Origin of the sequence: Olivibacter sp. CPCC 100613, assembly GCF_036959255.1 — a bacterium.
Classification (GTDB): Bacteria; Bacteroidota; Bacteroidia; order Sphingobacteriales; family Sphingobacteriaceae; genus Olivibacter.
The window spans coordinates 203,493-220,593 of sequence record NZ_JAWMTI010000007.1 but is presented as its reverse complement, the minus strand read 5'-3'; the positions used below and the strand labels follow the sequence as shown (position 1 = coordinate 220,593).

11 protein-coding genes are annotated in these 17,101 nt (G+C 39.8%); 7 read left to right on the top strand and 4 right to left on the bottom strand.

All coding sequences use genetic code 11. From position 1 onward, the window contains the following. Position 1: 1 nt before the first annotated feature. The gene (locus RYH73_RS20270) at positions 2-544 is read right to left on the bottom strand and encodes a hypothetical protein (protein WP_335315309.1); all 543 of its coding nucleotides are present in this window, start codon (positions 542-544) and stop codon (positions 2-4) included. Positions 545-1,896: 1,352 nt separating this feature from the next. Between RYH73_RS20270 and RYH73_RS20265 the strand changes: the two genes are divergently transcribed. Continuing rightward, positions 1,897-4,353: a TonB-dependent receptor domain-containing protein gene (locus RYH73_RS20265; protein ID WP_335315308.1), complete on the top strand. Its 2,457-nt coding sequence runs from the start codon at positions 1,897-1,899 to the stop codon at positions 4,351-4,353. Positions 4,354-4,767: 414 nt separating this feature from the next. On the opposite strand, the gene RYH73_RS20260 is transcribed toward RYH73_RS20265, so the two are convergent. Continuing rightward, positions 4,768-4,962, bottom strand: a complete 195-nt coding sequence (locus tag RYH73_RS20260) for a hypothetical protein (RefSeq protein WP_335315307.1) — start codon at positions 4,960-4,962, stop codon at positions 4,768-4,770. Between the two features lie 375 nt (positions 4,963-5,337). Here RYH73_RS20260 and RYH73_RS20255 point away from each other — a divergent pair, with 375 nt between their 5' ends. Beyond that, positions 5,338-6,675 carry a M16 family metallopeptidase gene (locus tag RYH73_RS20255; protein WP_335315306.1) on the top strand — a complete coding sequence of 446 codons (1,338 nt, stop codon included), beginning with the start codon at positions 5,338-5,340 and terminating at the stop codon, positions 6,673-6,675. A 57-nt stretch (positions 6,676-6,732) separates the two neighbouring features. After that, positions 6,733-8,781, top strand: a complete 2,049-nt coding sequence (locus RYH73_RS20250) for a M16 family metallopeptidase (RefSeq protein ID WP_335315305.1) — start codon at positions 6,733-6,735, stop codon at positions 8,779-8,781. Positions 8,782-8,838: 57 nt separating this feature from the next. On the opposite strand, the gene RYH73_RS20245 is transcribed toward RYH73_RS20250, so the two are convergent. Beyond that, on the bottom strand, positions 8,839-9,294 hold the full coding sequence (locus RYH73_RS20245; protein WP_335315304.1) for a GNAT family N-acetyltransferase: 456 nt from the start codon (positions 9,292-9,294) through the stop codon (positions 8,839-8,841). Between the two features lie 303 nt (positions 9,295-9,597). Here RYH73_RS20245 and rhaT point away from each other — a divergent pair, with 303 nt between their 5' ends. From rhaT to RYH73_RS20225, 4 genes are all read left to right on the top strand, one after another. Beyond that, a complete protein-coding gene (gene rhaT, locus RYH73_RS20240; RefSeq protein ID WP_335315303.1) occupies positions 9,598-10,674 on the top strand; it encodes an L-rhamnose/proton symporter RhaT in 1,077 nt (358 codons plus the stop codon). A gap of 84 nt (positions 10,675-10,758) precedes the next feature. Continuing rightward, the gene (locus RYH73_RS20235) at positions 10,759-12,885 is read left to right on the top strand and encodes a bifunctional aldolase/short-chain dehydrogenase (protein WP_335315302.1); all 2,127 of its coding nucleotides are present in this window, start codon (positions 10,759-10,761) and stop codon (positions 12,883-12,885) included. 84 nt (positions 12,886-12,969) lie between these two features. Next, positions 12,970-14,244, top strand: a complete 1,275-nt coding sequence (locus tag RYH73_RS20230) for a sugar isomerase (protein WP_335315301.1) — start codon at positions 12,970-12,972, stop codon at positions 14,242-14,244. A gap of 93 nt (positions 14,245-14,337) precedes the next feature. Continuing rightward, entirely contained in the window at positions 14,338-15,720 is a 1,383-nt protein-coding gene (locus RYH73_RS20225; protein WP_335315300.1) for an FGGY-family carbohydrate kinase, read from the top strand. A 61-nt stretch (positions 15,721-15,781) separates the two neighbouring features. Here RYH73_RS20225 and RYH73_RS20220 read toward each other — a convergent pair whose 3' ends face one another. Continuing rightward, positions 15,782-17,095 (bottom strand): sensor histidine kinase, encoded by a 1,314-nt coding sequence (locus tag RYH73_RS20220; protein WP_335315299.1) that lies wholly within the window; start codon positions 17,093-17,095, stop codon positions 15,782-15,784. Positions 17,096-17,101 lie beyond the last annotated feature (6 nt).

Here is a 17,101-nt window from a genome sequence, read left to right as displayed (position 1 = left end):
ACTAAAAGGGTGGTAAGGAAAGGTTGATATGAACGCTCGTGCTGCGCGGATAACTTCGCGCATATTCCTCGTAGTAATACTCAGGATGTCTTTCTAGGGGTATGTTGGCCATTAACTGAATGCGTGCGCTCCCGAGATCTACATTCGCTAAAAAAGCAGGCACACTTTGCGAGAAAATCCAACGATTACTGGACCAATATACATATCCACCACGATAGGGATCATAAAATGTACAATAATCCCTGAAATAAACATGATGTCTAGCACGATAACGATGGGCGTGGGCCCATCTAGGATACCCGTAATAACGCTGCCGACGATGCTTCTCGTAATACCTTACCTGCTTATTATAGTGTTTATGGCTCTTTTTATAATAACCTCTATCATGTCTATAATGGTCCCGGTCTCCACGCCTATAATCGTGACCTCTGTGCTCGCGTTCACGTCCATGTCCGCGCCCTCTTCCGTGCTGCGCCAATGCTTCCGAATAAGTGAAAATCGATAAGAGCATCAGACATAAAGTAATAAATTTTGCTGTTTTCATGTTTTTCATTTTACATCTTATTGGAATGCGCATAGAAAAAAAGGTTTAATCATTCCTGTAAAGTAATTTCTCAAAAACACGCAAGCAGGTAATTGGAAAGGAACAGGAAATGATTGTTTTTTATAACATTTTTCACAAAATAAAATTGAATCCCCGCTAATTTTTAACAGATTATATATAAATATGATGTTGCTAATATTATTAGTGTCTGACTATTTTTTCTTTCTTTGTTAACCTGTTTCAGGTGTTTTTCAAAAAAAGGGTTTGGTATAAATCAGAGGTATTGCGAATTTCGCAATTGTAAATAGATTTGTTTTTTATTTTATTGATAATGAGTTTTTTACTTTATTTTTTGCAGCTTTTGGTTTAACGGATAATGGAGGTCATTGTCTTTACGCTGCTTTTATTCCTTTTATTACCCTTGAATTAATATCAAATTTGCAAAAATAAATTTTTATTATTTTTAATAAATTGATAATCAGTGATTTTTTATTCTTTATTTGAACTTTTTATTTGCTGTTATTTCCGTTGTTTAGCGAGTCTGTGCTGTGTCGTTTTTTTTGCAGATAAAGCTCGTACAGGTTGCTCAAATGACACTTTGGCAGAGAATTTTTTTTTGATGTATCTGCTGAAAATTCAATAAAATAAGGTATGCACATGCCTTATTTTTTTCAGAATACTTTTTTTTGCTTGTTTGATATTTATAGGTTGATAATTATTGATCATTTTGCGTTATTGAAGCAAAATATGTCGTTAAAATAGGTGCATTTGAATGAAAAAGTAAGGTATTTTAGTCCCTTTTATTCGTTGTTGTTTGTTTTAAAAGGCACTCATGCTACTTCGTGGTTTTTTCGCTAATTAATTCTTTTTAAAGGAGCTCAAGCTTTTTCAAGGTCCGCAAAAAGTGACGCAAAACCGAGCAAGGCGAGCTCATGAACGCCTAATGAAATAAACAACATAAACACCTTCTTCGGTATGTTAAAGTGAAATTCCTGGTTTTAGGGAGGAAAGCTGATAGTCAGATTTTTTTAAATAAAAAAACCCCACTTGGGGAGTGGGGCCGAAACCTAAGTTTCAAATCAACCTAAACCTGTCCTCATTTTAGCATATATCGTGCCAATATTGTAGATAAGACTGGTTGTACAAGCTGTTTTTACCGGTTAAATAGCTATATAATCATTAGCTATTTGGTATATGAGTCGCAATTAGCCGGTTACAGATAAAACGGATTTGTTGAAATAAATAATTAAAACAGTAAGTAACTAATAAGTTACCTGTTTGCTTACCTTTTGTATACTTGTTGTTGTAACATTTGTCGCTTGGAAACGACTAATGTTCAAAAAATAGATCAGATGAGTATAAGCAAACAGTTATTTGTATGTATTTTGATGCAGTTGGGGGCTTGTGTCGCTTTTGCGCAACAAGTTAGTGGACCAGGAAAGATAAAGGGAATAGTAATAGATTCTTTAACGAACAAGCCTATTGATTTTGCGACAGTAACCCTTTTAAAAAGTACATCCTCACAATCAATTACCGGCGCGTTGGCAAATGAGGGGGGATTATTCAATCTAGAAAAAATACCCGTTGGAAAATATAGGCTCATTATTAGTGCCATGGGATATAGTCCTAAAACAATTACATCGATCGAAATCACTGAACAAACCACTTCCCTTGATGTGGCCAATATATTGTTGAAACCTTCTGCAACGGAACTACAAGCGGTAGAAATTACAGGGCAGGTGCCGGTAGTCGAAAATAAAGTAGACAGACTTGTATATAACGCGGAGCAGGATGTAACGGTTGCTGGAGGGAATGCAGCCGATGTATTGAGAAAAGTTCCCTTATTATCGGTGGATATGGATGGTAATGTGTCTTTGCGCGGCGATCAAAACGCTCGTATCTTTATTAATGGAAAGCCGTCAGGGGCCATGACCAACAATGTAGCAGACGCATTGCGTATGATTCCGGCCGATCAGATTAAGAATGTGGAAGTCATTACCAGTCCTTCTTCTAAATACGATGCGGAGGGTACCTCAGGGATTATTAACATTATTACTAAAAAGAAGGATGTCGTGGGGGTAAATGGTTCCATTTCGGGAGGTATAGGTACGCGTCAAAACAACTTCAATGGAAATGTGAATGTGCGTAAAGGTAAATTAGGTGTTACTGCTAACCTGGGTGCGATGTGGGGGTGGCCCGTTACGACGGATGTCACCTTTGATCAACGATCGTTGACAGACGAGCCTTTGATTTCGCAGAATAGTGCTAGCACTACCAAGCGTGGTGGGGGAAGGGGGAGCATAAGTGTAGACTATGATATAGATGATAAAAATATTATCACCTCTTCGTTTAACTACAATCAATTTCGAATGGAGGTAGATGGTGATATGACGTCTATTTACGGTGGAGTTAATCAAATTTTAAGTAATTCAAGAAATCAGATTAAATTTCATGGATTTGATTGGAGCGCGGATTATACACATAAATTTGAAAAAAAAGGACAAGAATTAACCTTTGCGGGTCAATACTCAAAAAATAACAACAATACAGATTACAATACACTATACCAGCAACAGAATTTCAGACCGAACGAGATGGGTTATAACAATGGTATAAACGATGAACTTACCTTTCAGGTAGATTATACCCATCCTTTCAAGAAAGTCGTGCTGGAAGTGGGAGCAAAAGCCATCCTTCGAGATATTTCTTCTGATGTTACCGTCGATACCATGTTACAAAATGGTTCTTATATCAATCATGCGCAGCGGTCTTATGATTTCGGTTACAAACAAAATGTTGGTGCTGGTTATTTTACAGTTAGTGTACCATTTGCTAAAGATTATGAATTAAAAGCGGGTGCCCGATATGAATATACATTGCTTGATGGGGATGCGGTAGCAAATTTTCCAGCCTTTGAGAACAATTACCATAACTTACTTCCAAGTGTAGTGCTGTCGAAAAAGCTGGGACAAATGTCTAATGTCAAACTGAGTTATAACCAGCGTATTCAAAGACCTAGTTTGTTCTATTTGAATCCATTCCGGAACGAAGCAGATCCCGTGAACCAACGACAAGGAAACCCGGAATTGGATCCCGAGCTATCGCACAATGTCGAACTTGGTTATTCAACGATGATCAAAAGTACGATTCTGAATGCATCCCTATACTATAGGCGTACGAATGATGTTATCGAGTCAATTTATACCAATATTGGAACGGCAGATCAACCGATTGTATTGCAGAGCTTTGAGAATGTGGGGAGGAATAACTCATTCGGTACCAATCTGTTTGCTTCAGTCAATCCAATTAAGATTCTTACCTTACGGGGTAATCTGAATTTGTACACTTATGATATTAATCTTCAAAATATTGACGACAACTTAACCTCTCAGGCAGGTAATGTTTATTGGATGTACCAAGCCTTTTTAAGTGGTACTGTTAACCTAAAAGGAGGGCTGATTGCAGAGACATTTCTTATTCTGAATGCGCCGAGACGTACTTTTCAAGGCTATAATCCAGCCTTTAATATGTGGAGTATAGGTATGAAGAAGGAAATATTCAAGAAACAGGCAAGTATCGGATTGAATATTATCGATCCATTTAATGAGAAAAAGAATTTCAGATCGAAAATTCAAACAGCTAGCTACAGACAAGAATCAAACTTCGCTGTGCCATTCCGTTCTTTTGGTGTTACTTTCAGCTGGAAGTTTGGAAAGATGAATTATAATGCCAAACCAAGAAAAGAGAGAGGTATTCAAAATGACGATCAAAAGGCAGGGGAGAGTGGGCAAGGTCAACAGATGCAATAGACATAATTAAATACGGATGAAAAAAGCGGAACAGCCCATTAGCTGTTCCGCTTTTTTTAGAAATCGGGTGTAATTTTTTAATACCTCACGCGATAAAATTGGCTGGATATATTGCTGCTTTTCAGAGCTGTCCAAAATAAATTTTTTGGACAAAAAAGTGTATGTTCTCTGCTATAAGAAGCGCTATTTTAGTCGGGAAAGCAAAAGAATCCCCTGGTGTTGGTAATAAATTTAATATGGCTATCGGCTTTCTGACCTAAAACAGGGATCGAGTTAACACATAGATGAATTGTTTATATTAAAGGAACGATTATTTTATTCAACTTTTCTTGATAAAAGTTGAGCAAAATCAAGGCGTGTGTAGGCTACCTTGCATCTGATGGCAAAGCATTCATGGCGCGTATCGGAGCCGTTTCACTTCCTCAATCCGCTTGGGTAGTGCAACATGATCAGCGATGCAAATGCTTTGCTGCTCGTTGCTTCGGTATCCTCCAAGGCCGTTTTACCCACGCGCAGGGCTATATTAGGGCTGAAGATAATAATACGTCCGGTTAAAAGTAAAAGTCCCCGTTCTGCTGCAATGTCGCCTAGGAAATTTGCGGTTTGCACGTTGATGCATTACCGTTTAAAGCAAAGTTCCAAGCGACGAGTCTTTGGTTACTTTCTTCGGAAGAAAGTGACAAAATAAAGGTTCTATTTTTTAGGTAAAACCGACCAACGGAGCTCCTGTATTTCCTAATTATTATTTAACGTTTTGGACGGATGTGGCTGCTTTTTAAGACAGTCAGAACACCAAAATGAAACACTTGCGAAAAAAAATGAATTTATCTAAGTTTGATTAATCCCATAAAAGAACTCTGGTGATTTGATGGAAGGGAGCGAAAAAATCATATCTACCATTTGTAACAAGATGAATCTGAGCTAGTCAAATACGAAATAATTACCAAACCAAGTATGCGCCAAAGCATCACAATAATCGCACATATGAATAAAACAAAAGGAGTAAAGGGGGGACTGTTAATCGGCTTACTTAGTTTAACCGGTGCACTAACCGCGCAGGAGAAAATCCAATTCAAGGAATTTAAATTAGACAACGGGTTAAATGTTATTATGCATCAGGATAAAACCACACCCATTGCTGCCGTTTCTGTCCTGTATCATGTTGGTTCTAAAAATGAAAAACCGGAACGTACCGGGTTTGCCCATTTCTTCGAACATTTATTGTTTGAAGGGAGTGAACATATTGGTCGGGGGGAGTTTATGAAAAAAATACAGAGTATAGGGGGGACGCTAAATGCCTATACCTCGAATGATCAAACGTATTATCATGAAGTTGTTCCATCCAACTATCTGGAAACCGCTTTATACATGGAGAGTGAACGAATGTTACATGCTAAAATTGATTCAATCGGTGTGGAAACACAACGAGAGGTGGTTAAGGAAGAGAAACGTCAACGAATGGACAATCAACCCTACGGCTCTATATTGATTGAAGTATTAAAACGCGCTTATCATGAACATCCTTATCAATGGGCTCCCATTGGTTCTATGGAGCACCTGAATGCTGCTTCCCTGCAAGAGTTTATGGACTTCTATAAAACGTACTATGTACCGAACAATGCTGTTCTGTCCATTGCGGGGGATATTGATTATGCGCAAACAGAGACGTGGGTCCGCAAATATTTTGCGGAAATCCCCAAAGGAAAAAAAGAGATAATACGACCCTCGGTGATCGAACCCAAACGGAACCGGGAAATCCGTGATATTGTGTATGATAATATTCAATTACCGGCTGTTGTAGAGGCTTATAATCTGCCACGCAAAGACAGTCCCGATAGCTATGCGCTTAATATGTTATCTACCTACTTAGCCGGAGGAAAAAGCTCACTGCTTACAAAAGAAGTCGTCGATAAACAACAGAAGGCCGTGCAGATTATGGCCATGCCGTTGGATCTGGAAGACGGGGGCCTATTTTTATTTTTAGGTATTGCCAACATGGGGGTTGGGGCCGATTCACTTGAAATTGCGATTGATAAGCAAATTGACAAACTCCAGGCAGCAGGTATAACCGATCAGGATTTTGCGAAACTAAAGGCGCAAACTGAAAATGCTGTTATAAGTCGGCATGCCTCTGTTGCAGGTATAGCTGAAAGTTTAGCTGAAGCGAAGGTGTATTATGGTGATGCAAACGAAATCAATAAAGAGCTTGCCAATTATAATGAAGTTACCAAGGAAGACATACAACGTGTGGCGAAAGAATACCTGAACAAAGATAGTCGGGTCGTTTTACATTATCTCCCCAAAACCGGGGAAAGCAAGTAGATAAGGTTTAATAGACGGTTAAATAACCCTAAAGAAGCGCTTCCAAAAAAAATAGATATGAAAAGGATATATATATATACATTGTTATATTTTCTATCGCTCGGCCCTGTTTGTGCACAGGTCGATCGGACAAAATACCCGGAGCCGGGTCCTGCTCCTCAAATTAATATCGGCGATGCCGAAACCTTTACCTTACCCAATGGTTTAAAGGTGTTTGTCGTTGAAAACCATAAACTACCGCGTGTTACCTATTCATTGGTGTTGGATCGTTCACCCCTGTTTGAAGGAGAGAAAGCCGGCCTGACTGATATGGTTGGGGATATGCTGATGGGAGGTACAAAAAATCGTACGAAAGATCAGCTGGATGAAGAAATAGATTTGATAGGCGGAAAAATGTCCTTTGGATCTACAACAGCCAATGCCAGCTCCTTAACAAAATACCAAGATAAACTATTGACTTTGTTTTCGGATGTACTGTTAAATCCATCATTCCCTCAACTGGAACTTGATAAACTTAAAAAACAGACTATTTCCGCTATTGCAAGCTCAAAAGATAGTCCGGATGAGATTTCCGAGAAAGTGTCCAATGTGGTATTGTACGGGAAAGACCATCCTTACGGAGAGTTTGCTACAGAGAAAACAGTTGCCAATGTCCAACTATCTGATATTAAGGCATATTACAACACCTATTTTAAGCCGAATATCGGATACCTTGCGATCGTCGGTGATATTACCAAGCAAGAAGCCGAACGCCTAACCAAGCAATACTTCGGTAGCTGGCAGAAGGGAGAGGTGAAAAAACAAGAATGGGCAGTTCCGATGGCACCGCAGAAAAACGAAGTGATACTCGTAAAGCGTCCCACCAGTGTACAATCAGTGGTAAACATTACCTATCCACTTGAACTGAAGTATAATGACGCAGATGCAATCCCCGCTCAGGTATTGAACAATATTTTAGGGGGTGGTTCTGCCGGTAGGCTCTTCATGAATCTGAGAGAGCGAAAGGGCTATACCTATGGCGCATACTCTTCTTTATCTCCGGATAAGATTGTTGGGAATTTCAGTGCGAATGCCAGTGTTCGGACGGAAGTGACAGACAGTGCAGTGTATCAATTCTTGGCAGAATTAAAACGGATTGATAATAAAACAATTACTGAGCAAGAGCTGACGGACGCTAAAGCGATATTGGGCGGTAGTTTTGGTCGTTCTTTGGAGCAACCCGCTACGATTGCACGTTTTGCGATCAACACGGAGCTGCAGAATCTCCCGAAAGATTATTATAAAAACTATCTTAAAAATTTAAATGCGGTTACTGTTGAGCAGCTGAATACATTGGCCCCGAAATACATAAAGCCGGCTCATGCTTACATTGTCGTTGTCGGTAATACAGATACTTTTGAAGGTCGAATTAAGCAATTCGGTGAAGTTCGGTATTATACCAATACAGGTGAGCCGGAAGTGAAAACGACGATTCAGGATGCAAACTTGACTGCAGAAAAGGTCATTGATAAGTATCTTAATGCTATTGGTGGAAAAGATAAATTGGAACAGGTTAAAACGTTGAAGAGCATACAAGAAGCTGAAGTACAAGGTATGAAAATCACGGCTGAGCTATTGGTTGATCAAACGGAACCTATTGCTGTACAATCGATGAAAATGGGAGCTCAGGTTATGTCGAAGTTTATCATTCATGCCGATAAAGCCACCATGATCAATCAGGGACAAACGCAAGATGTGCCAGCTGAGATGTTCAAAGCCTTAAAAAACGCATTGGAGATCTTTCCGGAACTGAATTATGTAAAAAATGGAACGAAGTTGGCCTTGGACGGAATTGTGAAGGTAAATGATGAGGCATCCTATAAAGTGTTGATCACAACCGCAGATGGGACTAAATCGATCAATTATTATAGCGTTGCCAATGGTTTGAAACTAAAATCAGAAAGTGCCAGCGAAGGCGAAGCGGAAATAAATGAGTATAAAGAGTACAGTGGAATTAAGCTGCCTGCTGTTAGCACCATCAAAAGTCCCAATATTCCGGTGCCATTAAAAATGGTAGCGATTGAACAAGTTATCAATCCAACACTTACTCCAGCTGATTTTCAATAACCATATAAGGAGGTGATATATTGATATTACCTCCTTACGCAATCGATAGATTTTTTACTATTGAGAATGATTGTTTTCTGTGATAAATTCGTAATTGATATAATCCGTCTTTCTAAATCCGAACTTCTCGAACAAAGTTTGCGAATTTATATTATCAAGCTTGGTTGCTAGATACACCTTGCTTTTATTGGTTTTCTTGCTAAAGAATACAGCCTCGCTGAGTAGCGACTGTGCTACACCCTGATGTCGATACTCGTCCGCGATGTAGATGTCGTTCAACAACCAGATCTCCTTAATACCTGCCGGTGTGAAAAATGGGAACAGCAAGGTAAAACCTGTAATACTATCGTCTATGATGGCGATAAAGATAATACAATCTTGTTTTGTTAAACGATCTTTTAAAAATTCCTTTCCCCCCGCTAAGTTGTAATCCTGCCCCGCAGTTGTTCGATATTCGGCAAAAACAGTGGCAAGTGGTTCCAAGTCTTGCAAATTGGCTTGTCTGATTTTCATTTTATTCTTTTTAATAATGAAACTCCCGCTTACGGCAATGATATTGCTCGAAAGGTTCGTTGCTTCACAATATGGTAAATGAATTATTAACCATCTTCTTTTTTAATGGAGCATTAAAAATTTATATGGTAATGTAATCTCATAATTTCTATTACAAACCTACTATAAAAATTTGCCATTTATGTCATATAATGAACAATTAATGGAATTTTAATACGTTTCTGGCATAACAGGGCATGACAGTTGCCTGCTATAGATGCTTTATCTTGCACCACATGATAACCAACAAGAACCTTTGTATATATGCAGGCATTATTAGGTGTAATTTTTCATTTTATAGGTGGTTTTGCTTCAAGTAGCTTCTATATACCTTACAAAAAGGTGCGTGGCTGGGCTTGGGAGAGCTTTTGGATTATTGGAGGCTTGTTTTCGTGGCTCATCGTACCTCCTCTGGCGGCTTGGCTAACCATTCCCAACTTCAGTCAGATTATTAGTCAAACGGCTACTTCAACCTTAGGATATACTTATCTTTTCGGACTTTTATGGGGAATAGGAGGACTTACTTATGGCTTAGGTGTCCGCTATTTGGGTGTTTCCTTAGGGAGTAGTATCATGTTAGGCCTTAGCATGGTCATTGGGTCAATGCTACCTTCTATTTACTATGAATTTTTTCCACAGGAAGGAAAAGATACAATTAGCATGTTCTTTGGAAATGCATGGGGTTTGTACACGTTGGCAGGCTTGCTGGTATGCGTTGTGGGAATTTATCTATGTGGCTTAGCCGGCGTCAGAAAGGAACGAGATCTTGGGGGCCATAGTGATGCAAGCGGAAACAAAGAGTTTAATTTAAGTTTGGGCTTAGTGGTGGCAATTATTTCAGGCATACTTAGTGCCTGTTTTAATTTCGGATTGGAAGCAGGTAAACCGATGGCTATAGTTGCTAATGAATTATGGAAAGCAGGGCATCCGCGTGAAGGTGAGTTTCTTTTTCAGAATAATGTAACTTATGTAGTTGTGCTATGGGGAGGACTTACAACTAATTTTATATGGTGTTTTATATTGAATGTCCGTAACAAAAGTTTTGGAGATTATGTAGATTCAAAAACGCCGCTGCTCAAAAACTATCTGTTGTGTGCATTGGCCGGGACGACCTGGTATCTGCAGTTTTTCTTTTATGGAATGGGGGAGAGCAAGTTGGGGAATGGGGCAAGCTCTTGGATTTTACATATGGCTTTCATCATCTTATTGGCGAATGTATGGGGCGTTGTTTTGAAGGAATGGAAAGGGGTAAGTAAGAAAACTTATACAACCATTCTGGCGGGGATACTTGTTATTATCCTATCGGTACTGATTGTCGGTTTCGCAAAAGAAATGGCTTAACGAGGGCATCTGCAATATAGTTAATTAATAATTTGGTAATAAAATGACCGAAGGGTTTTAAAACGGAGAAAAAATAATAAGAACATGTCTGAAATAGAAAAAAGAAAATCATTTAAGCACGTTAGCTATTTATGGGATGATCAGGAAGCGGCTAAATTAGCAGGAGATGAGGTCGGCTTGTTGATTTATCGTTCTAATCTTTTAGGTGCCGATTTGCGTTTGACCAATTATGGTGGCGGGAATACATCATGTAAAGCAATGGCCAAAGATCCGTTGACAGGTGAGGAAGTAGAAGTGATGTGGGTAAAAGGATCTGGCGGTGATTTGGGTACACTCAAAAGAAGCGGATTGGCGGCACTTTATGTGGAAAGGTTGCGCAACCTAAAAAAGGTATATCGAGGGATTGATTATGAGGACGAAATGGTGGAACTCTTTAATCACAGTATTTACGATTTGTCTTCCAAGGCACCTTCCATTGATACGCCGCTGCACGGCTTTTTACCGTTCAAACATATCGATCATTTACATCCCGACGCAGCGATCGCTATTGCGGCTGCAAAAGATGGTAAGCGTATCACGCAGGAACTCTTTAAAGGAACTATTGGCTGGGTCGAATGGCAGCGCCCGGGTTTTGATTTAGGCTTAAAGTTGAAACAATGTTTGGATGAAAATCCAGGTATTAGGGGTATTATGTTGGGGTCGCATGGCCTTTTTACATGGGGAGACACTGCCTATGAAAGCTATATTAATACCTTAGAGGTTATCGAAACTTGTGCCGACTATTTAGAACAACATTATGGACAGGATGGCCCTGTATTCGGCGGGCAAAAGATAGACAGTCTTTCGCCTGCGCTTCGCCAGACGCAAGCTGCAGCAATAGCACCGATATTAAGGGGATTTTGCTCTTCGGAACGTCCCATGGTTGGTCATTTTACCGATGACGAACGGGTGCTCGAATTTATAAATTCCAATGATTTGGACCGACTTGCCCCTATGGGTACAAGTTGTCCTGATCATTTTCTGCGTACGAAGATAAGTCCCTTAGTACTGGAGCTTTCAGCCAATGATGATTTAAGTGATGTAGAACAATTAAAGACGAAGCTTAAACCTGCTTTTGATGCCTATCGCGCAATGTACACGGATTACTACGAAACGTGTAAACACCCAAATAGCCCCGCTATCAGAGATAGGAATCCCGTCATTATTCTTTTTCCAGGTGTAGGTTTATTCTCTTTTTCAAAAGATAAACAGACCGCACGCGTGGCGGCTGAATTTTATATCAATGCCATTAATGTAATGAAGGGAGCGGAAGCGATTTCCGCGTACACATCTTTACCACGGCAGGAAGCGTTCAATATTGAATATTGGTTGTTGGAGGAGGCGAAGCTACAACGCATGCCTAAACCGAAAGCACTTTCCGGTAAAATTGCACTTATCACCGGAAGTGCGGGTGGAATTGGAAAAGCAATCGCTGTCAAATTCGTTGAGGAAGGGGCTGTCGTCGTTATCAACGATAATGATGAAGAGCGACTGAAAAAGGCCGATGAGGATTTTAAAGGCCGTTTCGGAAAAGATGCTTATATCACTACCAAATTAGATGTGACAAGTGATGCTGATATCGATACCGCTTATAATGCGGCAAGTTTAGCCTTCGGAGGTGTTGATATTGTGATTAATTGCGCTGGACTTTCTATATCGAAACCACTGCAAGACCATACAGACAAAGATTGGGATTTGCTTTACGATGTGCTTGTAAAAGGTCAGTTTAAAGTAACACAGGGCGGGGTTGCTGTTCTGCGGAAGCAAGCTATAGGGGGTGATATTATTAATATCGTTAGTAAAAACGCCTTGGTTTCAGGACCAAACAATGCCGGATATGGGTCCGCTAAAGCAGCACAACTGCATCTGAGTAGATTGAATGCTGCTGAACTGGGCGGAGATAAAATTCGTGTAAATGTGGTTAATCCGGATGCCGTAATTTCCGATAGCAAAATATGGGAAGGAGCTTGGGCGGAAGGACGAGCCAAAGCCTATGGAATAAAGGTCGAGGAGCTTCCTGCTTATTACGCAAAACGCACCTTACTTAATGAGATCATCCTACCCGAAGATATCGCCAATGCCTGTTTTGTTTTTGTGGGCGGACTGCTTAATAAGTCAACCGGTAACGTATTAAATGTAGATGGCGGTGTGGCGATGGCTTTCGTCCGGTAATTGTAGTATTAGCTAATGAAAAAACTTGAACGGATTTAGTAAATTCACCTGCTAGTAACGACTAACTGATTAGGAGTAACAATTATGAATATAGAAAAGTATAAAATTGAGGAATACAACCAGCAAGTAAAAGCAAAGCATACCCGCAAATTGGAAAGTCTGGTTGAAGATATAAATAACTACGAGGCGATATTGCAGAAACTGATTGATTTTCAGATAGCTATACCGAGTTGGGCGCTAGGGTCGGGGGGAACTCGCTTCGGACGTTTCCCCGGGGGCGGTGAGCCTCGGAGCTTGGAGGAAAAAATTGAAGACGTTGGTTTATTGCATGCCCTGAATAAATCGAGTGGTGCGATCTCGCTACATATTCCCTGGGATGTTCCGAAAGATTATCAGGAAATAAAAACCTTAGCTGCGCAATATGGGCTTGGTTTTGATGCCATGAATTCCAATACTTTTCAAGATCAACCGGGGCAGGCGCTTAGTTATAAATTTGGATCTATGCAGCATGTAAATGCCGCAGTTCGCAAACAGGCTGTGCAGCATAACATCGAAGTGATACAACATGGGATTGAATTGGGTTCCAAGTCGCTCACTGTCTGGCTGTCTGATGGATCATGCTTTCCTGGGCAACTTAATTTTAGAAAAGCCTTTCAGCGCACACTGGAAAGTCTTCAGGAAGTATATGCTGCCTTACCGGATGATTGGAAGATATTTGTGGAGTACAAAGCTTTTGAACCTAATTTTTACTCTACAACAGTAGGCGATTGGGGACAGTCATTTTTATATGCCAGTAAATTGGGACCTAAAGCATACACCTTAGTTGATCTTGGTCATCATTTACCGAATGCCAATATTGAGCAAATCGTTTCGCTGTTGCTTATGGAAGGCAAGTTAGGCGGATTTCATTTTAACGACTCAAAGTATGGTGATGACGATTTGACAGCGGGGAGCATCAAACCCTATCAGTTATTTTTAATCTTTAATGAGCTGATTGAAGGGATGGATGCCCGAAAAATGAGTCATTCGACTGATTTGGGGTGGATGATTGATGCTTCACATAATGTAAAAGATCCTTTGGAAGATTTGCTTCAATCGGTAGAAGCCATTATGCTTGCTTATGCACAGGCGCTTTTAGTAGACAGACAGGCCTTGGCGGCGGCACAAGAAGATAACGATGTTGCCAAAGCGCAAGAAATACTACAGGCAGCTTTCCGTACCGATGTCCGGCCATTAATAGCCGAAGCAAGATTCCGCGCAGGGGGGGCCTTGAGCCCTATAGAATTGTATCGGTCATTAAACGTTCGCGAAGAATTGGTTAAAGAAAGGGGTTCGAAAACAGTCGCTACAGGATTATAGAAATTAGCCAATCAGCTAATTACCACATAGGCTAATTTATGAACTCGAAACCAGCTACGAATAAGAAACAACCAATAACGAACAACGAATAAGATGAGCATTCCGGTTATTGCCATATTTGATGTAGGAAAGACAAATAAGAAGTTATTTTTGTTTGATGAACATTATCGAATCGTATTTGAACGTTCTGCCCGTTTTACGGAAACGGTTGATGAAGATGGTGATCCTTGCGAAAATCTTGCAAGTCTTCGCCTGTCTGTATTTGACTCCTTGCACGAAGTATTCCGCAAAGATGAATTTGAAATAAAAGCGATTAACTTTTCTACTTATGGCGCTAGCTTTGTGTATATTGATGAAAGTGGAAAACCGCTAACACCACTTTATAACTATTTAAAGGCTTACCCTGAAAGCCTAAAAGATCAATTTTACGATCAATATGGCGGGGAGGAGAATTTTGCCTTACAGACTGCCTCACCTGTATTGGGAAGTTTAAATTCAGGTATGCAATTGTATCGGTTAAAGCATGAAAAGCCGGCTGTCTTCAATCAGTTATACAAAGCCTTGCATTTACCTCAATATATGAGCTTCCTGATATCGGGTAAAGTGTACAGCGATATGACTAGTATTGGTTGTCACACGAACTTATGGGATTTTCAGAAGAATGGTTATCACGATTGGGTAAAGCAGGAAGGGCTTTTAGATAAATTGGCACCTATTGTACCGGCAGATTCAGTTTTTCAGGCGTCTTTTCCCGGAAACAACTATGCTGTTGGTACTGGATTTCATGATAGTTCGGCTGCCCTAATTCCCTACTTGGTAAACTTTACCAAACCTTTTGTACTGCTGTCAACCGGCACATGGTGTATCAGTTTAAATCCTTTTAATGAAGAGCCTTTAACGAGCGGGGATTTGAAGGCCGATTGCTTATCTTATATCCATTATCAAGGGAAACCGGTTAAGGCTTCCCGTTTGTTCGCGGGCTATGAGCACGAACAGCAAACCAAGCGAATCGCTGCTCATTTTAATGTCTCCACGGCTAAATTGAAGACAATAAATTACGATGCGCTTGTAGTGGAGAAATTGAGTCGGCAGACAGACGAACAAGCAAATGAGAGCCCACAGGAGCGTTTAACTTTATTCGGTAGACGTGATCTAGCTAACTTTAATTCGGAAACGGAAGCCTATCACCAGTTGATGCTCGATTTGGTTCATGCACAGAAAACCTCAACTGATTTAGCAATTGGTAACTCGCCCGTAAAACGATTGTTCGTTGATGGAGGTTTTGGAAAAAATGTAATTTATATGAACCTGTTGGCAGAAGCGTTTCCCCAAGTAGAAGTATTTGCTGCCTCCATGGCCCAGGCAACAGCAATTGGTACTGCTTTAGCGATTCATCGTTCCTGGAATAGCCTGCCCTTTCCAAATGACATTATCGAGTTGAAATATTATGCACCGGTGAAAAAAGTTAGTTCCTAGCGCTGCAAGCCTGCGTTTCCTTATGATCGCAGTGTTTAAAAGACTTTGCGCCCTTGGTTTTTCAATTAAAGAATAGGAGCTTAAAGGTGCTACCTCTTCCTTTAATGGACTGAACATGGAGTTGTATATGATGGTAATTGCAAATGCTCTTCACAATGGTAAGCCCTAAGCCGTAGCCCATATTGTCCGCATTGCCGGACTTCTTGAATCGATCAAAGATAAGTGGTAGCTGCTTCTCATCGATTCCTATTCCCGTATCTTGAATAATAATTTCATAGTAATCCGTATTCAGCATTGCATCTTGAATAACAATTTGTCCTCGATCGACATTAAACTTGATCGCGTTGTTAATGAGGTTATAGAATAAGTGAAATAGTAAGTCTTTATTTACATTCGTTAGCCTTTTATTAATTGTCAACTTCGATATTGATTCGATCTGCTTTTCTTCTAGCTTGATTGCTAACTCCTCTATTACATCTTGGATTAAATCCTTGGGATAAACGACGTCGCTTTTTGCAAATTGTTCATTGTCTATCCTGGAAATTAATAGCAGCGAACCGGAAATTTTCTTTAGTCGAGTTAATGTTTTCATCATCTCAACAATGTGTCGGGCGAGTGCCTCATCTAGCTCATCTTCCGATAATAGATTTTCCATTTTACTTTGAAGAATACTAATGGGCGTCATAAGCTCATGGGATGCATTTGCTGTGAACTCCTTTTCTTTTTCAAATGCTTCATTTACTTGATTCATTAGGATCAATAATGATTCATCTAAATATCTAAAATCAGATGTACTTGTCTTTATCAAGGGCTGCTGATCTTTAAAAGGGAATTTACGATTAAATAGTCTCATTCTAATAATCTTGCGCAATGGTTGAATGACTAGACGTAAAAAAGTTAGATCGATTATTAATGTCAAAGCTATTAACACAATGAGCGTATAGAGTGTAAAACGTTGCAATGGCTTGTTGTATTGATTGATGCTATTTACCGTCTTTCCTATTTCTAATAAGTAGGCTTGGCCTTTATCCTGAAACGTAAAGCTTAGAATTCGATAATTTAGCGTGTCATTTTCTACAATTCGTTTCGATTCCTTGATGTTATCTAAATGAAGGTCAGCGGAAGTTGGCTCAATCGCGATATACTCCTCCTTGAGCATCGTATAGCTTCCATATTCTGTATCGCCCTGGAGATAATAGTTCAATCCATTCCGTTTCAGGTCGATGAGTACTTTTCTTTTTTGCTGTTCCAAAATATAGTTAGTGTACTGAGATGCAATATGCTGAACGAGAAGAGGTAGAATCAGGATAAAAATAATTACAATAATTAGTTTTGAACAACTCGTAAATAGTAAAAGTTTATTAGAGAGTTTCATAATAGC